General features: G+C 64.0%; 17 protein-coding genes. 2 read left to right on the top strand and 15 right to left on the bottom strand.

Annotated features, from left to right (window positions below):
- Positions 1 to 89: 89 nt before the first annotated feature.
- From N5C28_RS15485 to N5C28_RS15455, 7 genes are all read right to left on the bottom strand, one after another.
- Positions 90 to 1028 carry a DUF368 domain-containing protein gene (locus N5C28_RS15485; RefSeq protein WP_279823619.1) on the bottom strand — a complete coding sequence of 313 codons (939 nt, stop codon included), beginning with the start codon at positions 1026 to 1028 and terminating at the stop codon, positions 90 to 92.
- Positions 1029 to 1050: 22 nt separating this feature from the next.
- Positions 1051 to 1686 (bottom strand): protein-L-isoaspartate(D-aspartate) O-methyltransferase, encoded by a 636-nt coding sequence (locus tag N5C28_RS15480; protein ID WP_279823751.1) that lies wholly within the window; start codon positions 1684 to 1686, stop codon positions 1051 to 1053.
- 41 nt (positions 1687 to 1727) lie between these two features.
- Positions 1728 to 2477: a 5'/3'-nucleotidase SurE gene (gene surE, locus N5C28_RS15475; RefSeq protein ID WP_279823616.1), complete on the bottom strand. Its 750-nt coding sequence runs from the start codon at positions 2475 to 2477 to the stop codon at positions 1728 to 1730.
- On the bottom strand, positions 2465 to 3523 hold the full coding sequence (gene truD, locus N5C28_RS15470) for a tRNA pseudouridine(13) synthase TruD (RefSeq protein ID WP_279823614.1): 1059 nt from the start codon (positions 3521 to 3523) through the stop codon (positions 2465 to 2467). The genes surE and truD overlap by 13 nt, the downstream gene beginning before the upstream one ends.
- Positions 3520 to 3993 carry a 2-C-methyl-D-erythritol 2,4-cyclodiphosphate synthase gene (gene ispF / locus N5C28_RS15465; protein WP_279823612.1) on the bottom strand — a complete coding sequence of 158 codons (474 nt, stop codon included), beginning with the start codon at positions 3991 to 3993 and terminating at the stop codon, positions 3520 to 3522. The genes truD and ispF overlap by 4 nt, the downstream gene beginning before the upstream one ends.
- A gap of 92 nt (positions 3994 to 4085) precedes the next feature.
- Positions 4086 to 4928: an S-formylglutathione hydrolase gene (fghA, locus tag N5C28_RS15460; RefSeq protein WP_279823608.1), complete on the bottom strand. Its 843-nt coding sequence runs from the start codon at positions 4926 to 4928 to the stop codon at positions 4086 to 4088.
- 93 nt (positions 4929 to 5021) lie between these two features.
- A complete protein-coding gene (locus tag N5C28_RS15455; protein ID WP_279823606.1) occupies positions 5022 to 6134 on the bottom strand; it encodes an S-(hydroxymethyl)glutathione dehydrogenase/class III alcohol dehydrogenase in 1113 nt (370 codons plus the stop codon).
- 164 nt (positions 6135 to 6298) lie between these two features.
- Here N5C28_RS15455 and N5C28_RS15450 point away from each other — a divergent pair, with 164 nt between their 5' ends.
- Both N5C28_RS15450 and N5C28_RS15445 read left to right on the top strand, forming a co-directional pair.
- Positions 6299 to 7189 carry a LysR substrate-binding domain-containing protein gene (locus N5C28_RS15450; RefSeq protein ID WP_279823605.1) on the top strand — a complete coding sequence of 297 codons (891 nt, stop codon included), beginning with the start codon at positions 6299 to 6301 and terminating at the stop codon, positions 7187 to 7189.
- Positions 7190 to 7290: 101 nt separating this feature from the next.
- Positions 7291 to 7614, top strand: a complete 324-nt coding sequence (locus N5C28_RS15445; RefSeq protein WP_279823604.1) for an HPF/RaiA family ribosome-associated protein — start codon at positions 7291 to 7293, stop codon at positions 7612 to 7614.
- Positions 7615 to 7646: 32 nt separating this feature from the next.
- Here the strand turns inward: N5C28_RS15445 and ispD are convergent, their stop codons facing one another.
- The 8 genes from ispD to dnaE all read right to left on the bottom strand — a co-directional run bounded on the left by ispD (position 7647) and on the right by dnaE (position 18759).
- Positions 7647 to 8357 carry a 2-C-methyl-D-erythritol 4-phosphate cytidylyltransferase gene (gene ispD, locus N5C28_RS15440; RefSeq protein WP_279823603.1) on the bottom strand — a complete coding sequence of 237 codons (711 nt, stop codon included), beginning with the start codon at positions 8355 to 8357 and terminating at the stop codon, positions 7647 to 7649.
- Positions 8354 to 8632 (bottom strand): cell division protein FtsB, encoded by a 279-nt coding sequence (gene ftsB, locus N5C28_RS15435; protein ID WP_279823601.1) that lies wholly within the window; start codon positions 8630 to 8632, stop codon positions 8354 to 8356. Before ftsB ends, ispD begins: the two co-directional genes overlap by 4 nt.
- 65 nt (positions 8633 to 8697) lie before the next feature.
- Positions 8698 to 9987, bottom strand: a complete 1290-nt coding sequence (gene eno / locus N5C28_RS15430; protein WP_279823600.1) for a phosphopyruvate hydratase — start codon at positions 9985 to 9987, stop codon at positions 8698 to 8700.
- Positions 9988 to 10132: 145 nt separating this feature from the next.
- On the bottom strand, positions 10133 to 10978 hold the full coding sequence (gene kdsA / locus N5C28_RS15425) for a 3-deoxy-8-phosphooctulonate synthase (RefSeq protein ID WP_279823599.1): 846 nt from the start codon (positions 10976 to 10978) through the stop codon (positions 10133 to 10135).
- Positions 10979 to 10981: 3 nt separating this feature from the next.
- Complete coding sequence (locus tag N5C28_RS15420) at positions 10982 to 12613, bottom strand: CTP synthase (protein WP_279823598.1); 1632 nt, start codon at positions 12611 to 12613, stop codon at positions 10982 to 10984.
- Positions 12614 to 12793: 180 nt separating this feature from the next.
- Positions 12794 to 14110, bottom strand: a complete 1317-nt coding sequence (tilS, locus tag N5C28_RS15415; protein ID WP_279823597.1) for a tRNA lysidine(34) synthetase TilS — start codon at positions 14108 to 14110, stop codon at positions 12794 to 12796.
- The gene (locus N5C28_RS15410) at positions 14111 to 15061 is read right to left on the bottom strand and encodes an acetyl-CoA carboxylase carboxyltransferase subunit alpha (protein WP_279823596.1); all 951 of its coding nucleotides are present in this window, start codon (positions 15059 to 15061) and stop codon (positions 14111 to 14113) included.
- Between the two features lie 167 nt (positions 15062 to 15228).
- Complete coding sequence (dnaE, locus tag N5C28_RS15405) at positions 15229 to 18759, bottom strand: DNA polymerase III subunit alpha (protein ID WP_279823594.1); 3531 nt, start codon at positions 18757 to 18759, stop codon at positions 15229 to 15231.
- Positions 18760 to 18838: the final 79 nt, after the last annotated feature.

Here is an 18838-nt window from a genome sequence, read left to right as displayed (position 1 = left end):
CTGGTGCTAACGCGCAGTTGACTGGCAGTGGAACTCACCCGGCTCTCCCTTTCTATTGCATCTGTTCTCTGGCGCATATTGTGCCGGATTTATTCCGTGCGGCCAGCGCTTTGCTGTCGACGACCCGCCAGCCACTCGAGCCCCAGCACCAGCAGGACACCCAGTACAGCCAGGACAATCGCCAGCAGCAGTTGCGGGTCGTCCCCGCTGATCTCGGCGAAATGCCAGGGCAGCACATTATCCTGCAGCAACGGAATCTGCTCGCCATGTCGATCCGTTTGCCAGGTCAGGGTTTCCTTCCACGGCCAGATTTTGTTCAGCGAGCCGAGCATGAGCCCCGTCAGAAAAGCGAGGGTCAGGTCCCGCCAGTGCAGCAGCATCCAGCGCAGGATGCCGGCAAAACTGACGATGCCGACCAGGCAGCCACTGGCGAAGACGGCCAGCACCGCCAGGTCCAGCGATTTCACGGCGCCGAGAACGAACGAATACAACCCGAGCAGTACCAGGATGAAACTGCCGGAGATACCCGGCAGGATCATGGCGCAGATGGCGATGGCCCCCGCCATGAAAATGCTCAACGAGTCCTGCCCCATCTGCACCGGTGACGCCACGGTGATCCAGTAGGCGAACGCGCCACCCAGGACGAAGCTGACGATGCGACTCCAGTTCCAGCGCTGTATTTCGCGTCCGACCAAGTGACAGGAAACCAGGATCAGCCCGAAGAAGAACGACCACACGGGAATCGGATGCTGCTCCAGCAGGTAGGTGATCAGGCGCGCCAGGCTCACCACACTGGTCAGGATGCCCCCGAGCAGAATGAGCAGAAAGGTCGCGTTGGCCGTTTGCCACGCCGCCTTGATCCGCCCACGAAGCAACAGCAGAAACGCTGCGGGAATGCTGGCTATCGAACGCAGCAGGTCATCGTAGATACCACTGATAAAGGCCACTGTGCCGCCGGATACGCCTGGAACGACATCGGCGGCCCCCATGGCGATACCCTTCGCGTAAAGCAGCAGCGAGCTTTTCATGGGGCTATCCAGAAACCAGGCATCAAACCACGGGGCCGTTGAGCAGGGGCACGAAACGCACCGCGTCGAGTACGTGCCGGGAGAATCCGTCTTCCTCACGCACGATCAGCAGCAACTGTTGCACGTCGCCGGTCCCCACCGGGATCACCAGACGGCCACCGGGGGCCAGTTGATCCAGCAGCGCCTGGGGCACTTCGGCCGCTGCCGCCGTCACGATGATGCCGTTGTAGGAGGCCAGGGCCGGCCAGCCTTCCCAGCCGTCGCCCCAGCGGAACACCACGTTGCGCAGGTTGAGGGCCGCCAGGCGCTCTTTCGCCCGCTCCTGCAGCACCTGGATGCGCTCGACGGTGAACACGCGCTCGACGAGCTGGGCCAGGATCGCGGTCTGGTAGCCGGACCCGGTGCCGATCTCCAGCACCTTGTCCAGCGGGCCGGCCGCCAGCAGCAGCTCGCTCATGCGCGCCACCATATAGGGCTGCGAGATGGTCTGGTTGTGCCCGATCGGCAGTGCGGTGTCTTCGTAGGCGCGGTGGGCCAGTGCTTCGTCGACGAACAGGTGACGGGGCGTGCGGCGAATCGCCTCCAGTACCCGCGCGTTGGACAGCCCTTCTTCGTACAGGCGCTGAATCAGGCGCTCACGGGTGCGCTGCGAGGTCATGCCGATGCCCCGACGATTCAGCTCGTCTTGCTCGCGGTTCATCACAGGAGGCCCTCCAGCCATGGTTGCAGGCGGTTGAAGCCTTCCTGAAAGGTACGGTCCAGCTGCAACGGCGTGACCGAGACATAGCCCTGCAGCACGGCGTGGAAATCGGTGCCCGGTCCGCCGTCTTCGGCGTCGCCGACCACCGAGATCCAGTAGCCTTCCTTGCCGCGGGGATTGACCACCTTCACTGGCGCGGCGGCCCGTGCACGATGGCCCAGGCGTGTGACCTGGACACCCCGGATGTCTTCGAGCGGCAGGTTGGGGACATTCACATTCAGAACGGTACGCGGCGGCAGGTCGAGCTGCTCATGGGCCTCGACCAGCTTGCGCGCGAAGTAGGCGGCGGTCGGCAGGTTTTCCGGGGACCGCGACAACAGCGAGAAGGCGAAGGCCGGACGCGACAGGAAACGCCCTTCCAGGGCGGCGGCGACAGTACCGGAATACAGCACGTCATCCCCCAGGTTGGCCCCCAGGTTGATCCCGGACACCACGAGATCGGTAACATGCGGTAACAAGCCGTTAAGCCCCAGGTGCACGCAATCGGTGGGCGTGCCGTTGAGGCTGATGAAACCGTTGGGCAGGTACATCGGGTGCAGCGGGCGGTCGAGGGTCAGCGAGCTGCCGGCTCCGCTCTTGTCCTGATCGGGGGCGATCACCGTGCAGTCGGCATAATCGACCAGCGCAGCGTGCAGCGCGGCAAGGCCTGGCGCAGCCACCCCGTCATCGTTAGAAATCAGAATACGCATGGGTTGTCCGTCTGCCCTGCCGGCAACAGATCGACGAGTTCGCGCACCAATACGGTGGCGAAGCATCCAGCCGGCAGGACGAATTCCAGTTGCAGAATGTCAGGCCCGGGATAATGCCACGTCAAACCGCCGATGGGGAGGCGCAGGATTCGCCGTTCGTGCGCCATGCCCGCTTCGGCCAACCATTCGCTAAGTGCCTGATCGGTCTGGGCGATGTTCTGCTCCAGGGAGGCGGTCTGCCCCGCCGCCGGCGGGTCGCCGGCACCCCACAACGGACCGGTGGGATGGAGGTCGAGAATCGCCAGCCGCGGGTCGGCGCACTCGGCCTCACCGGCCATGAAGAAACTGCGGCTGTCGGTGAAGGCGAGCAGGTCGCCCACCCTTGCCTGGTTCCAGGAACCGTCGGCGACCCGCTCGGCCAGTACCCGGTTGAACAGGTAGCTGCGCGCGGCCGACAACAGGCGCGAGCGGATATTGCGCTGCGGCGGCAGCGCCTTGCTGCTGGCGAAACGACGGGCGTCCGCCACGTTGCCGCCGTCATGGCCGAAACGCTGCGAGCCGTAGTAATTGGGAATGCCCTGGGCCGCCACCTGCTGCAGGCGCCGCTCCAGGGCGTCGCGATCGGCCGACAGCTGCGTCAGGCGCAGGGTGAAGCCATTGGCTGAATGCGCGCCACGCTGCAGCTTGCGGGTGTGCCGCACGCGCTTGAGGATGGCCAGGTCCTTGCCCTCGGCGGCCGCCAGGTCCGGATCGGCCTTGCCTGGCAGGTGCAGGCTGAACCACTGCCGGGTCAGCGCCTGGCGATCCTTGAGGCCGGCATAGCTGATCAGCTTCAGTGGTACACCGGCAGCGCGGGCGATACGCCGCGCCGCGTCCTCGGTGTTCAGGCCACGCTTTTCCACCCACAGCCACAGGTGCTCGCCTTCACCGGCCAGCGGGATGTCCAGCACCTCATCGACCTGGAAATCTTCGGCGACGGCCTTGAGCACCGCCGAGCCACAGGCCGCGCCATGGGCACGCGGGCCCAGCAGTTCCAACTCGGTCATGCGCGCAGCACCAGGGCCACGGCATGCACGGCGATGCCTTCCTCACGGCCGGTGAAGCCCAGTTTCTCGGTGGTGGTGGCCTTGACGTTGACCGCGTCCAGCTCGACCTGGAGGTCAGCAGCGATCAGCTCGCGCATGCGCTCGATGTGCGGCGCCATTTTCGGTGCCTGGGCAATGATGGTGGCATCGACATTGCCGACCTTATGGCCCTTGGCATGCAGCAGCCCGACCACATGGCGCAGCAGTGCGCGGCTGTCGGCACCCTTGAAGGTGGGGTCGGTGTCCGGGAAGTGCTTGCCGATATCGCCCAGCGCCACGGCGCCCAGCAGCGCATCGCTCAGGGCATGCAACAGCACATCGCCGTCGGAATGCGCGACCAGACCAAACTTGTGCGGGATACGCACGCCGCCGAGGGTGATGAAGTCGCCCTCGCCAAAACGATGAACGTCGTAGCCGTGACCGATACGCATAGAAAAACGCCCCGAAAAAAATCAGGGCGTGATTCTACCGCAGGGCGACACCCGGCGAACCTGTCGCGTCCATCGCATCAGCCCTTCATCGATCAGGCGAGCGCCTGGGCATGGTGCCGCAGGTGGTCGTCAATGAAGCTGGCGATGAAGTAATAGCTGTGGTCGTAGCCGGGTTGCAGGCGCAGGATCAGCGGGTGGCCCGCCGTTCTGGCCGCTGCCTCCAGCACCTGCGGCTTGAGCTGGCCGTCGAGGAAGTCGTCGCGGTCGCCCTGGTCGATCAGGATCGGCAGTTTTTCGGTGGCCTCGGCGATCAGCGCGCTGGCATCCCACTCGCGCCAGCGCGAACGGTCATCGCCCAGGTAGTTGGAGAACGCTTTTTCGCCCCAGGGGCAATTCAGCGGGTTGGTGATCGGCGAGAACGCCGACACCGACTGGTAACGTCCCGGGTTCTTCAGCGCGCAGATCAGCGCACCGTGGCCGCCCATGGAATGGCCGGCGATGCCGCGTTTGTCGGAGACCGGGAAGTTCGCCTCGATCAGCGCCGGGAGTTCCTGCACCACGTAGTCGTACATGCGGTAGTGCCGCGCCCAGGGCTCCTGGGTGGCGTTGACGTAAAAGCCGGCCCCCAGGCCGAAGTCGTAGGCGCCGTTGGCGTCGTCCGGTACGCCCTCACCGCGCGGACTGGTGTCCGGGGCGACGATGATCAGCCCGAGCTCGGCCGCCATGCGCTGGGCGCCGGCCTTCTGCATGAAGTTCTCATCGGTGCAGGTCAGCCCGCTCAGCCAGTACAGCACCGGCAGCTTGGCGCCCTGCTCCGCCTGCGGCGGCAGGTAGACGGCGAACACCATGTCGCAGTTCAGGGAACTGGAACGGTGGCGGTAGCGCTTGTGCCAGCCACCGAAGCTCTTGTTGCTGGAAACGATTTCCAAGGTCATGGCGAATCCTCTCGCAGGGTGGAAAACCGCGACGCGTTTCCACCAGACAAGGCGGACAAGCGACCGGGACGGCCGCGTTGTCCACCCTACGGATCAGTAGTGGATGACGGTACGGATGCTCTTGCCTTCGTGCATCAGGTGGAAGGCTTCGTTGATCTCGTCCAGGCCCATGGTGTGGGTGATGAAGGTATCCAGCGGGATTTCGCCCTTCTGCGACTTCTCCACGTAGCTCGGCAGTTCGGTACGGCCTTTCACGCCACCGAAGGCACTGCCACGCCAGACACGGCCGGTCACCAGCTGGAACGGACGGGTGCTGATTTCCTGACCGGCGCCGGCCACGCCGATGATCACCGACTCACCCCAGCCCTTGTGCGCACATTCCAGGGCGGCACGCATCAGTTGCACATTGCCCACGCACTCGAAGCTGTAATCCACACCGCCGTCGGTCATTTCGACGATCACGTCCTGGATCGGCTTGTCGTGCTCCTTCGGGTTGACGAAGTCGGTCGCACCCAGCTCACGGGCCACGTCGAACTTGGCCGGGTTGATATCGATGGCGATGATGCGTGAGGCCTTGGCCATCTTCGCGCCGATGATCGCCGCCAGGCCGATGCCGCCCAGGCCGAAGATGGCCACGGTGGCGCCCTCTTCCACCTTGGCGGTGTTAAGTACGGCACCGATACCGGTGGTCACGCCACAACCGAGCAGGCAGACCTTCTCCAGCGGGGCTTCTTTCGGGATCACCGCCAGGGAGACTTCCGGCAGCACGGTGTATTCGGAGAAGGTCGAGCAGCCCATGTAGTGGTAGATCGGCTCGCCGTTGTAGCTGAAACGGGTGGTGCCATCCGGCATCAGACCCTTGCCCTGGGTGGCGCGCACCGAGCTGCACAGGTTGGTCTTGCCGGATTTGCAGAATTTGCACTCGCGGCATTCGGCGGTGTACAGCGGGATCACGTGGTCGCCCACTTTCACCGAGGTCACGCCCTCGCCAATGGCTTCGACGATGCCGCCGCCTTCGTGGCCGAGGATGGACGGGAACACACCTTCGGAGTCCGCGCCGGACAGGGTGTAGGCATCGGTGTGGCAGACACCGGTGGCGACGATGCGCACCAGCACTTCGCCCGCCTTGGGCGGTGCAACGTCCACCTCGACGATCTTCAGGGGCTCGTTGGGGGCAAAGGCTACGGCTGCACGGGACTTGATCATGATCGCTCTCCAGCGGATTGAAACAGTGGCGCGAAGTGTAGATCAGCGCTCAATGGTAAATAATCCAGACATCGGCAAAACATTATTGCCATCCAGGGATAATAAGCCCATCGTTGCGCCGGGCCGTTTCGAGACCACACACAGCACGCTAGAGGGATAGACCGATGAACCGCTGGGAAGGCCTGGATGAATTCGTGGCGGTCGCCGAGTGCGGCCAGTTCACGGCGGCGGCCGAACGCCTGGGCCTGTCCTCCTCCCAGGTCAGCCGGCAGATCGCGCGCCTGGAGGAACGCCTGCAGACCCGCCTCTTCTACCGCAGCACACGGCGCGTGGCGCTGACCGAAGCCGGGCAGACCTTCCTGCACCACTGTCAGCGCTTGCAGGATGCCCGCGAGGAAGCGCTGCGCGCGGTCGGCGACCTCAACAGCGAACCCAAGGGCCTGCTGCGCATGACCTGTGCGGTCGCCTACGGCGAGCGTTTCATCGTGCCGCTGGTGACGGACTTCATGACCCGTCATCCCCAGTTGCGGGTGGACATCGAATTGAGCAACCGCACCCTGGACCTGGTGCACGAAGGCCTGGACCTGGCGATTCGCCTGGGTCGCCTGCAGGACTCGCGCCTGGTGGCGACGCGCCTGGCCCCGCGGCAGATGTACCTGTGCGCGGCGCCCGACTACCTGCAGCGCTACGGCCGCCCGCACAGCCTGTCGGAGCTGAGCCGGCACAACTGCCTGGTGGGCAGCACGGATCAGTGGAGTTTCCAGCTGGATGGCCGCGAGTCGTCACAGCGGGTGCAGGGCAACTGGCGCTGCAACAGCGGCCAGGCGGTACTGGAGGCGGCGCTGCGCGGGCTCGGCCTGTGCCAACTGCCCGACTACTACGTGCTGGAGCACCTGCGCAGCGGCGCCCTGGTCTCGCTGCTGGACAACCACCAGCCGCCCAACACGGCGGTGTGGGCCCTGTACCCGCAGCAGCGTCACCTCTCGCCCAAGGTTCGGCAACTGGTCGATGCCCTGCGCGAAGGACTGAGCCAGCGCGTCGAATATCGCTCATAGAATGTCACAACCCTGAACGGAACCCAGCCGACACCGCTTCGTCGTAACCACGAGGCCCTTTTTCGGGCCGTTGCGAACCCACCCAGCACGAGGAAACGGTTATGCAGGTTATGGTCAACAGCGGAAAGCACATCGACTCATCGATGGCCCTCAAAACAGACATACGCATCCGCGTCAGGGAAAAACTGCAACGCTACGAGGAACACCTGACCCGGGTCGTGGTGCACCTGTCGGATGAAAACGCGTTGAAAGGCGGTCCCCAGGACAAGCGCTGCCAAGTCGAAGCACGGATGAAGGGCCGCGATCCGTTATCGGTGTCCTTCGACGCCTGCGAAATGCACCAGGCCATCGATGGCGCCATGAACAAGCTCACCAGCGTGCTCGATCGCAACCTGGGCAAGAACGCCAAGAAGTGGATTCACTGAATCCCTGACGGCCGGAGACGCGCCTCAGGCCGCTAGTGGCGGCCTCGCCAGAGGCGCTCCAGGTAGTGCAGGTCTTCCGGGCGGGTGACCTTGAGGTTGTCCGCCCGGCCCTCGATCAGGCGCGGCGATTGCCCTGCCCATTCGATGGCCGAGGCCTCGTCGGTGATCGACACATCCGACACCAGCGCCTCCGCCAACGCACGGTGCAGCATGCCCAGGCGGAACATCTGCGGGGTATAGGCCTGCCAGATCACCGAGCGATCGACCGTCTCGCGCACGCGCCCATCCGCGCCAGCGCGTTTGAGGGTGTCGCGTGCCGGTACGGCCAGCAGCCCACCCACGGGGTCATCCGCCAGTTCCGCCAGCAACAGGTCCAGGTCACTCTGTGCCAGGTTCGGGCGCGCGGCATCGTGCACCAGCACCCAATCCTGTTCATCCGCACCCAGCTCGGTCAAGCGCAACAGGCCGTTGAGCACCGAATCGGCACGCTCGCGACCACCGTCGGCCCGCAGGACACGGGGATCGTTGGCGCAAGCCAGGGTCGGCCAGAAGGGATCATCCACCGCCAGGCTGACCACGATGCCGCGCAATTGCGGGTGGTCGAGAAAACAGCCCAGGGTGTGTTCGAGAATACATTTGCCGCCCAGCTCCAGGTACTGCTTGGGACGTTCGGCACGCATGCGACTGCCGACACCGGCAGCGGGGACCAACGCCCAGAACGGCGGGAGGACGGGTGTGTTCATTCGGTCAGCTGATAGAGGGTTTCGCCCTCTTTGACCATGCCAAGCTCCTGACGGGCCCGCTCTTCCACGGTTTCCATGCCCCGCTTGAGCTCCATGACTTCGGCCTCGAGAATCCGGTTACGCTCCAGCAGACGCTCGTTTTCCCCCTGCTGGTCCGCGATCAGCTGCTTGAGCTCGGTCACCTGGGCCAGGCTGCCATCGCCCACCCACAAGCGATACTGCAGACCCGCCAGCAGCAGCACCAGGACGACGAACAACCAGTAAGGGTTACGCATAGCGGGAACGGTATCCGGACGAAAAAGGGGCGACTCGCGCCGCCCCTCTTTTACCACGACTGTGGTCAACCACGGAACTCGGCACGGCCCCGGTACGGTGCCTTGCCAGCCAGTTGCTCTTCGATGCGCAGCAGCTGGTTGTACTTGGACACGCGGTCGGAACGGCACAGGGAGCCGGTCTTGATCTGACCAGCGGCAGTGCCCACGGCCAGGTCGGCGATGGTGCTGTCTTCGGTCTCACCGCTGCGGTGGGAGATGACGGCGGTGTAACCGGCAGCCTTGGCCATCTGGATGGCTTCCAGGGTTTCGGTCAGCGAGCCGATCTGGTTGAACTTGATCAGGATCGAGTTGCCGATCGACTCGTCGATGCCGCGCTTGAGGATCTTGGTGTTGGTCACGAACAGGTCGTCACCCACCAGCTGCACCTTGCTGCCGATCTTGTCGGTGAGAATTTTCCAGCCTGCCCAGTCGGACTCGTCCAGGCCGTCTTCGATCGAGATGATCGGGAAACGCTCGGTCAGGCCTTTCAGGTACTCGGCGAAGCCTTCGGCGTCGAACGACTTGCCTTCGCCGGACAGGTTGTACTTGCCGCCTTCGTAGAATTCGCTGGCGGCGCAGTCCAGGGCCAGGGTCACGTCGGTGCCCAGCTTGTAGCCGGCGTTGGCCACGGCTTCGGCGATGGCGGCCAGGGCGTCTTCGTTGGAGGTCAGGTTCGGCGCGAAGCCGCCTTCGTCACCCACGGCGGTGTTCAGGCCACGGGCCTTCAGCACGGCCTTGAGGTGATGGAAGATCTCGGTGCCCATGCGCAGGCCGTCGGAGAAGGTCTTGGCGCCAACCGGCTGAACCATGAACTCCTGGATGTCGACGTTGTTATCGGCGTGCTCGCCACCGTTGATGATGTTCATCATCGGCACCGGCATGGAGTACTGGCCCGGGGTGCCGTTCAGGTTGGCGATATGCGCGTACAGCGGCAGGTCCTGGTCCTGGGCTGCGGCCTTGGCGGCAGCCAGGGACACGGCGAGGATGGCGTTGGCGCCCAGCTTGGCCTTGTTCTCGGTACCGTCGAGTTCGATCATCGCGCGGTCGAGGGCTTTCTGGTCGACCGGGTCCTTGCCCAGCAGCAGGTCACGGATCGGGCCGTTGATGTTGGCCACGGCCTTCAGCACGCCCTTGCCCAGGTAACGGCTCTTGTCGCCATCACGCAGTTCAAGCGCTTCGCGAGAACCGGTGGAAGCACCGGACGGCGCACAGGCGCTACCGGTGATGCCGTTGTCGAGGATCACATCGGCTTCCACGGTCGGGTTGCCACGGGAGTCGAGAACCTCACGGCCTTTGATGTCGACGATCTTTGCCATTGCGTTTAGCACTCCAAAAGTTGACGAAAACGTACCACCGGGTGGATATCGCACGCCGCGGGTGAACCTGTCAGCTCACCAGCGGCATTTAATTGACTCAACGGTCAGATTATTCCGAGCGGCACTTTACCGAAGAACGGCCGGTTTAGGCAGTCTCGATGGCCGGAAAACTCTTAATCAGATCATCCAGCTGCTTGAGCTGGGTGAGGAACGGCTCCAGCTTGTCCAGACGAAGGGCGCACGGGCCATCGCACTTGGCGTTGTCCGGGTCCGGGTGCGCTTCGAGGAACAGCCCGGCGAGGCCCTGGCTCATGCCGGCTTTGGCCAGGTCGGTGACCTGGGCACGGCGGCCGCCAGCGGAATCGGCACGACCGCCCGGCATCTGCAGGGCATGGGTCACGTCGAAGAACACCGGGTAGTGGGTCTGCTTCATGATGCCGAAGCCGAGCATGTCCACGACCAGGTTGTTGTAGCCGAACGAGGAGCCCCGCTCGCACAGGATCAACTGATCGTTACCCGCTTCTTCGCACTTGGTCAGGATGTGTTTCATTTCCTGGGGCGCGAGGAACTGGGCCTTCTTGATATTGATGACCGCGCCGGTCTTGGCCATGGCCACGACCAGGTCCGTCTGACGGGACAGGAAGGCCGGCAACTGGATGATGTCGCAGACATCGGCCACCGGCTGCGCCTGGAACGGCTCGTGGACGTCGGTAATCACCGGCACGCCGAAGGTCTTCTTCACTTCTTCGAAGACCTTCATGCCCTCTTCCAGGCCTGGGCCGCGGAAGGAGGTCACGGAAGACCGGTTGGCCTTGTCGAAACTGGCCTTGAACACGTAGGGGATGCCGAGTTTCTCGGTTACCCGCACGTACTCTTCGCAGGCACGCATGGCCAGGTCCCGCGATTCGATGACATTGATGCCACCGAACAGCACGAACGGCTTGTCGTTGGCAATTTCGATGTTGCCGACACGAATGATCTTCTGCGCCATGCGTTAAGCCTTCTTCGCTTGATGCGCCAGGGCGGCGTTGACGAAACCGCTGAACAGCGGGTGGCCGTCACGCGGCGTCGAGGTGAATTCCGGGTGGAACTGGCAGGCGACGAACCATGGATGGTCCGGAGCCTCGACCACTTCGACCAGCGCGCCGTCACCGGAACGGCCGGTGATCTTCAGGCCGGCGTCGACCAGTTGCGGCAGCAGGGTGTTGTTGACTTCGTAACGGTGACGGTGGCGCTCGACGATGACCGCCTTGTCGTAGCAGGCGTGCACCTGCGAACCGGACACCAGCTGGCAGTCCTGGGCACCGAGGCGCATGGTGCCGCCCAGGTCGGAGGCGTCGGTACGCTGCTCGGTCACGCCGGTCGCGTCCTGCCATTCAGTGATCAGGCCGACCACCGGGTGCTGGCTGGAGGTATCGAATTCGGTGGAGTTGGCATCGGTCCAGCCCAGCACGTTGCGGGCGAACTCGATGACCGCGACCTGCATGCCGAGGCAGATACCCAGGTACGGGATCTTGTTCTCACGGGCGTATTGCACGGTCTTGATCTTGCCTTCCACGCCACGCAGGCCGAAACCGCCCGGCACCAGAATGGCGTCGACGCCTTCGAGCAGCGCGGTGCCCTTGTTCTCGATGTTTTCGGAATCGATGTAACGCAGATTGACCTTGGTACGGTTCTGGATGCCGGCGTGGCTCATCGCTTCGATCAGCGACTTGTACGCGTCCAACAGCTCCATGTACTTGCCGACCATGGCGATGTTGACTTCTTTTTCCGGGTTCAGCTTGGCATCGACCACGCGGTCCCATTCGGACAGGTCGGCACCGCCGCACTCCAGACCGAAGCGCTCGACGACGAAGTCATCCAGACCCTGGGCATGCAGTACCGACGGGATCTTGTAGATGGTGTCGACGTCTTCCAGGGAGATCACCGCACGCTCTTCGACGTTGGTGAACAGGGCGATCTTGCGGCGCGACGACACGTCGACCGGGTGGTCGGAGCGGCAGATCAGCACGTCCGGCTGCAGGCCGATGGAGCGCAGCTCCTTCACCGAGTGCTGGGTCGGCTTGGTCTTGGTCTCGCCGGCCGTGGCGATGTACGGCACCAGGGTCAGGTGCATCAGCATGGCGCGCTTGGCGCCCACTTCCACACGCAGCTGGCGGATCGCCTCGAGGAACGGCTGCGACTCGATGTCGCCCACGGTACCGCCGATTTCGACCATCGCGACGTCGGCGTCGCCGGCACCCTTGATGATGCGGCGCTTGATCTCGTCGGTGATGTGCGGAATGACCTGGATGGTCGCGCCCAGGTAATCACCACGGCGCTCTTTGCGCAGCACGTCTTCGTAGACGCGGCCGGTGGTGAAGTTGTTGTTCTGGGTCATGGTGGTGCGGATGAAGCGCTCGTAGTGACCCAGATCGAGGTCGGTCTCGGCGCCATCATGAGTGACGAACACTTCACCATGCTGGAACGGGCTCATGGTGCCCGGATCGACGTTGATGTAAGGATCCAGCTTCAGCATGGTGACCTTCAGGCCCCGCGCCTCCAGGATAGCCGCCAATGAAGCCGAAGCGATGCCTTTCCCCAATGAAGAAACAACACCACCCGTGACGAAGATGTAGCGCGTCATGAAAAACCCTAGAAGTCTGCGTTTAAGCGGTCTGCGCCGCCGGGGAAAGCGAAGGTAGGCCGGAGCCCACAATTACGAACACTGCCGTAATTGAACAAGCGATCATCGACTCCGTTCCCTCGGGAAATTGGAATCGGCAAAAGCTGTGATAAGACGGGAGCGTAGTCTACCGGAAAGGCCTTACCAGCTCAAACCTGGATCGTTCGTCGGGGGCTGCCACTGCACGCGCCACTGCCCCTGCGGGTCGCCGTCCAGACCCGGCAGGTTGGCCACCGCCCGCAGCTCACCGTCACACAACAGCAACGGCAGCCGCTGGCGCAGGAACGCCGGGACCTGGCGCTCGTTGAGCAGGCGTTTCAGGTCGCGACTGCCGCGCCCCGCCACCAGCATCCGCTCGCCACCCTGCCGATAGGCCAGCTGCCAGTCGCCGGCCGGCAATCGACCTTCGATACGCACCTGACCATTGCCCGGCAGTGCCTGAAAGACATTGCCGGGTACGGCCATCGCCGGCATCACCGGATCGCGCAACCAGATGCCCGTGAGCCACCACAACCGTTCGTCGGTTCGCCGCAGTTCGCCGGCCTGCAACCGCCAGGCAGGCGCGGCATCGGGCGCGGCATCGCGCAAGGCCTGCCAGCCAGCCCAATGGGCGGTGTCCGGCATCTGCGTCCAGGGGCGCAACCAATGGCGCAGGGCGTTGCGTTGCCGGGCCTCGCTCAAACTGCGCAGAGCCGACAGCGACAGGCACGGCAACGGTGGCAGGTAGCGTTCGCCGGCCACCTGCGCCGCACTCAGGTCCGAGGCTGCCAGTTCATCGAGCAACTGGGTTGCCTCTGTCATATGCCCGGCGGTGCGCACCAGGTTCTCAACGACCGCCGGCCAGCGCGTGCGCAAGGCCGGCACCACCTGCTGGCGCAGGTAATTGCGCGACAGTTGCTCATCGGAATTGGAGGGGTCCTCGACCCAAGACAGACCGTGCGCCTCGGCATAGGCCTGAAGCTCGGCCCGCGCGCAGTTCAACAGCGGCCGAACCAGCTGGCCCGTGCCGAGCGTGCGCACCTCGGGCATGCCAGCCAGGCCCGACACGCCAGCACCGCGCAGCAGACGGAACAGCAGGGTTTCAGCCTGATCGTCAGCATGGTGCGCGGTGAACAGCACCTCGCCAGCGCCCAGCGTCGCCTGCAACGCCTCATACCGTGCTTCACGCGCTGCCCGCTCGACGCTGGCGCCCGATGCAACCCGCACAGGGATCACCTGCAAAGGAACCGACAATGCGTCACACAGGCGCTGACAGGCCGCCGGCCAGGCATCGGCACTGGTTTGCAAACCATGATGGATATGAAGGGCGGACAGCGGCGGTAACGCCTCGCGTTGCGCGAGACTGGCCAACAGGTGCAGCAGAACGGTGGAATCCAGGCCGCCGGACAGGGCGATGCGCCAGGCTGGCGCATCGCGCCAAGGAGCCAGGTTCCCCAGCACCTTGGCGGCCAGGTTCACTTAGACCGCGCCGTAGCTCATCAGGCGCTCGTAGCGACGGGCCAGCAACGCGTCGGTGTCGAGGCCTTTCAGCATGGTCAGTTGCTCGGACAGCTCCTGGCGAATCGACTCGGCTGCGGCCGCCGGGTCACGGTGCGCGCCGCCCAGGGGCTCGCCAATCACCTTGTCGACGATGCCCAGGCCTTTCAGGCGCTCGGCCGTGATGCCCATGGCTTCGGCGGCGTCCGGCGCCTTTTCTGCGGTTTTCCACAGGATCGAGGCGCAGCCTTCCGGCGAGATCACCGCATAGGTGGAGTACTGCAGCATGTTCAGTTGGTCGCAGACGCCAATGGCCAGTGCACCGCCCGAGCCGCCTTCACCGATCACGGTGGCGATGATCGGGGTCTTGAGGCGTGCCATGACGCGCAGGTTCCAGGCGATCGCCTCGCTCTGGCCACGCTCTTCGGCATCGATGCCCGGGTAGGCACCAGGGGTGTCGATGAAGGTGATGATCGGCATCTGGAAGCGCTCGGCCATTTCCATCAGGCGGCACGCCTTGCGGTAGCCCTCAGGACGCGGCATGCCGAAGTTGCGGCGTACCTTCTCGCGGACTTCACGGCCCTTCTGGTGGCCGATGACCATGACCGGCTCGCCATTCAGGCGCGCGACACCGCCGACAATGGCGGCGTCATCGGAAAAGTGGCGATCACCGTGCAGTTCGTCGAACTCGGTGAAGATGTGCTGCAGATAATCGAGGGTGTACGGGCGGCGCGGGTGGCGAGCCAGTTGTGCGATCTGCCAGCTGGTCAGGTTGCCGAAAATGCTTTCGGTCAGGGCGCTGCTCTTGTCCTGCAGGCGGGCGATCTCGTCGCTGATGTTCAGCGAGTTGTCGTTACCGACCAGGCGAAGCTCTTCGATCTTGGCTTGCAGGTCGGCGATCGGCTGTTCGAAATCGAGGAAATTCGGGTTCATAGTCATCCGTCTTGCGTCGACGGCCAAGCGGCCGGGAGCTGTATCCGTTTCGCGCCTACCTTATAGGAACAGGCGCATTCAGGTCGACACCAGCTTGTGCACGGGCGTACCCACGCGCAAAGCCTATCAAGTGTCGTGACTGACAGGCGAGGCCCAGGCCTCGCAAATCAGCGGTAGTGCAAAAAGACGTTGTCGCGGCCGAACTGGTCACGCAATGCCTGAATCAAGCTGTCAGCCGGGTCGATTCGCCAGCCTTCGCCGAACTGCAAAAGTGCCTTGGCGTCTTCACCGGTGTAGTCCAGGGTGATCGGGCAGGCGCCCTTGTGCTTGCCGCACAGGTCCGCCAGCCAGCGCAGGCGATCGCCCTTGAGCGCCGTACTCGCGACCTTCAGGCGCAGGCTGTCCGCCAGGCCGGTGCGCGCCTCTTCCAGGCTCATCACCCGCTTGGCGCGCAGGCGCAGGCCACCGGAGAAGTCGTCGTTGCTCACCTCCCCTTCCACCACCACCAGCGCGTCGCTCTGCAGCAGCGCCTGGTTGCTGGCGAAGGCATCGGCGAACAGCGAGGCCTCGATTCGCCCGGAGCGGTCGTCCAGGGTGATGAAGCCCATCTTGTCGCCCTTCTTGTTCTTCATCACCCGCAGGTTGACGATCAGCCCCGCCACGGTCTGCGTGTCACGGGCCGGCTTGAGGTCGATGATGCGCTGGCGGGCGAAACGCCGCACTTCGCCTTCGTATTCATCGATCGGGTGCCCGGTGAGGTACAGGCCGAGAGTGTCCTTCTCCCCCTTCAGTCGCTCTTTGAGCGACATCTCGCGCGCCTTGAGGTGGTTCACGTAGACATCGCTGTCGGTATCGGCGAACACGCCACCGAACAGGTCCATGTGGCCGCTGTCGTGGCTGCGTGCGGTCTGCTCGGCAGCCTGCACGGCCTCTTCCATGGCCGCCAGCAGCACGGCCCGGTTGCGGTCGATGTTGGCCTGGTAGGCCTTGATCTCGTCGTAGAAATGCGGCCCCAGGCGGTCCAGCGCGCCGCTGCGCACCAGGGCTTCCAGGGTCCGCTTGTTGATGCGCTTGAGGTCGACCCGCGAGCAGAAGTCGAACAGGTCCTTGAACGGGCCGTTCTGGCGCGATTCGACGATCGCCTCCACAGGCCCCTCGCCCACGCCCTTCACCGCACCCAGGCCGTAGACGATGCGGCCGTCGTCGTTCACGGTGAACTTGAATTCGGAGACGTTGACGTCCGGCGGGTCGATGCGCAACTTCATGTTGCGGCACTCTTCGACCAGGATCACCACCTTGTCGGTGTTGTGCATATCCGCCGACAGCACCGCGGCCATGAATGGCGCCGGGTAATGGGCCTTGAGCCAGGCCGTCTGGTACGACACCAGGCCATAGGCGGCGGAGTGGGATTTGTTGAAACCGTAACCGGCGAACTTTTCCACCAGGTCGAAGATGTTGCCCGCCAGGTCGGCATCGATGCCGTTGTTGGCGCAGCCCTCGATGAAACCGCCGCGCTGCTTGGCCATTTCCTCGGGTTTCTTCTTACCCATGGCGCGGCGCAGCATGTCCGCACCACCCAGGGTATAGCCCGCCATGACTTGGGCGATCTGCATCACCTGTTCCTGGTACAGGATGACCCCGTAGGTGGGCTTGAGCACCGGCTCCAGGCCCGCGTACTGGTAATCGGGGTGCGGGTAGGACAACTCGGCACGGCCGTGTTTGCGGTTGATGAAGTCGTCCACCATGCCTGATTGCAGCGGGCCCGGACGGAACAGCGCCACCAGTGCGATCATGTCTTCCAGGCAGTCGGGCTTGAGCTTCTTGATCAGCTCCTTCATGCCGCGCGATTCAAGCTGGAAGACCGCGGTGGTTTCCGCCTTCTGCAGCATCGCGTAGGTCGGCTTGTCATCCAGCGGGATGAAGTCGATATTGACCAGTTCTTCATCCGACGCACCATCGCGTTTCTGGATACGGTGAATGGTCTCCATCGCCCACTTGATGATGGTCAGGGTCCGCAGGCCGAGGAAGTCGAACTTCACCAGGCCGGCCTGCTCGACGTCGTCCTTGTCGAACTGGGTCACCAGGCCGCCACCCTCCTCGTCACAGGCGATCGGCGAGAAGTCGGTCAGCTTGGTCGGCGCGATCACCACACCCCCGGCGTGCTTGCCGGTACCGCGCACGATGCCTTCGAGCTTGAGCGACATTTCCCAGATTTCGGCGGCCTCTTCGTCGACCTTGAGGAAGTCGCGCAGCGGCTCCTCCATCTCGAAGGCCTTTTCCAGGGTCATGCCCACTTCGAACGGAATCATCTTCGACAGGCGATCCGCCAGGCCGTAGGACTTGCCCTGGGCCCGCGCCACGTCGCGCACCACGGCCTTGGCCGCCATGGAGCCGAAGGTGATGATCTGGCTCACGGCGTTGCGGCCGTACTTGTCGGCCACGTAGTCGATCACCCGGTCGCGGCCGTCCATGCAGAAGTCGACGTCGAAGTCGGGCATGGAGACCCGCTCCGGATTGAGGAAGCGTTCGAACAGCAGGTCGTAGGCCAGCGGGTCGAGGTCGGTGATCTTCAGCACGTAGGCCACCAGCGAGCCGGCACCCGAACCCCGGCCGGGACCTACCGGCACGCCGTTGTTCTTCGCCCACTTGATGAAGTCCATTACGATCAGGAAGTAACCGGGGAAGCCCATCTGGATGATGATGTCGAGCTCGAAATTCAGGCGATCGACATACACCTGGCGCTTTTCTTCGTAGTTCGGCGTGGTCTCTTTCGGCCAGAGCACAGCCAGGCGCTCTTCCAGCCCCTCGAAGGAGGCGTGGCGCAGGTAGTCATCGATCCCCATGCCGTTGGGCGTGGGGAAGTCCGGCAGGAAGTATTTGCCCAGCTGCACATCGATGTTGCAGCGCTTGGCGATCTCGACCGTGTTCTCCAGCGCCTCGGGCAGGTCGCTGAACAGCTCCCACATTTCCTCGGGGGTTTTCAGGTACTGCTGATCGGAGTAACTACGCAGGCGCCGCGGGTCATCCAGGCTGCGGCCCTCGCCGATGCACACGCGGGTTTCGTGGGCGGCGAAATCGTCCTGCTTGATGAAACGCACGTCGTTGGTCGCCACCAGCGGCGCGCCGACCTTGTCGGCCAGGGCCACCGCGGCATGCAGGTGTTCTTCGTCGTTGACCCGGCTGGTGCGCTGCACCTCCAGGTAGAAGCGGTCGGGAAAGACCTCCAGCCACTCGCGCAGCAAGGCTTCGGCCTCGGCCTGGTTGCCGTCGAGCAGCGCCTGGCCGATCTCCCCTTCCTTGGAGCCGGACAGCGCGATCAGCCCCTCGGCAGCGGCCTTCACCCAGTCACGCTGGATGATCACCAGGTCGTTGCTCTGCCCTTCCATCCAGCCACGGGAAACCAGCTCCGTGAGGTTGCGATAACCCTGGGCGTTCATCGCCAGCAGCGTCAGACGGCTCAGCGGGCCGTCTTCGTCGGCACTGGCCATCCAGATATCGGCGCCATAGATCGGCTTGACCCCGGCGCCCATCGCGGTCTTATAGAACTTCACCAGGGCGCACATGTTGCTCTGGTCGGTGACCGCCACCGCTGGCATGCCAGCGCCCGCCACCGCCTTGATCAGCGGCTTGACCCGCACCAGCCCGTCGACCAGGGAGTACTCGGTGTGCAGGCGCAGGTGGACAAACGAAGCGGTCATGGCAGTCCTATACAAAACACGAAAAAGACAAGGCCCGGATTGTACCGGGCCTTCTGCGAAACATCAGCCCACGGCTGAT

It is taken from the genome of Pseudomonas sp. GD03944, assembly GCF_029839275.1.
In the GTDB taxonomy this organism is placed as follows: domain Bacteria; phylum Pseudomonadota; class Gammaproteobacteria; order Pseudomonadales; family Pseudomonadaceae; genus Aquipseudomonas.
This window is presented reverse-complemented; position numbering and strand designations above follow the sequence as displayed.

What these genes read in the sequence shown, in the direction of transcription:
- ispD (WP_279823603.1), bottom strand. Translation starts at nt 8,357, where the DNA reads ATGAACACACCCGTCCTCCCGCCGTTCTGGGCGTTGGTCCCCGCTGCC.
- N5C28_RS15410 (WP_279823596.1), bottom strand. Translation starts at nt 15,061, where the DNA reads ATGAACCCGAATTTCCTCGATTTCGAACAGCCGATCGCCGACCTGCAA.
- N5C28_RS15455 (WP_279823606.1), bottom strand. Translation starts at nt 6,134, where the DNA reads ATGATCAAGTCCCGTGCAGCCGTAGCCTTTGCCCCCAACGAGCCCCTG.
- N5C28_RS15480 (WP_279823751.1), bottom strand. Translation starts at nt 1,686, where the DNA reads ATGACCTCGCAGCGCACCCGTGAGCGCCTGATTCAGCGCCTGTACGAA.
- N5C28_RS15450 (WP_279823605.1), top strand. Translation starts at nt 6,299, where the DNA reads ATGAACCGCTGGGAAGGCCTGGATGAATTCGTGGCGGTCGCCGAGTGC.
- truD (WP_279823614.1), bottom strand. Translation starts at nt 3,523, where the DNA reads ATGACCGAGTTGGAACTGCTGGGCCCGCGTGCCCATGGCGCGGCCTGT.
- dnaE (WP_279823594.1), bottom strand. Translation starts at nt 18,759, where the DNA reads ATGACCGCTTCGTTTGTCCACCTGCGCCTGCACACCGAGTACTCCCTG.
- N5C28_RS15485 (WP_279823619.1), bottom strand. Translation starts at nt 1,028, where the DNA reads ATGAAAAGCTCGCTGCTGCTTTACGCGAAGGGTATCGCCATGGGGGCC.
- N5C28_RS15420 (WP_279823598.1), bottom strand. Translation starts at nt 12,613, where the DNA reads ATGACGCGCTACATCTTCGTCACGGGTGGTGTTGTTTCTTCATTGGGG.
- ftsB (WP_279823601.1), bottom strand. Translation starts at nt 8,632, where the DNA reads ATGCGTAACCCTTACTGGTTGTTCGTCGTCCTGGTGCTGCTGCTGGCG.
- kdsA (WP_279823599.1), bottom strand. Translation starts at nt 10,978, where the DNA reads ATGGCGCAGAAGATCATTCGTGTCGGCAACATCGAAATTGCCAACGAC.
- surE (WP_279823616.1), bottom strand. Translation starts at nt 2,477, where the DNA reads ATGCGTATTCTGATTTCTAACGATGACGGGGTGGCTGCGCCAGGCCTT.
- fghA (WP_279823608.1), bottom strand. Translation starts at nt 4,928, where the DNA reads ATGACCTTGGAAATCGTTTCCAGCAACAAGAGCTTCGGTGGCTGGCAC.
- ispF (WP_279823612.1), bottom strand. Translation starts at nt 3,993, where the DNA reads ATGCGTATCGGTCACGGCTACGACGTTCATCGTTTTGGCGAGGGCGAC.
- N5C28_RS15445 (WP_279823604.1), top strand. Translation starts at nt 7,291, where the DNA reads ATGCAGGTTATGGTCAACAGCGGAAAGCACATCGACTCATCGATGGCC.
- eno (WP_279823600.1), bottom strand. Translation starts at nt 9,987, where the DNA reads ATGGCAAAGATCGTCGACATCAAAGGCCGTGAGGTTCTCGACTCCCGT.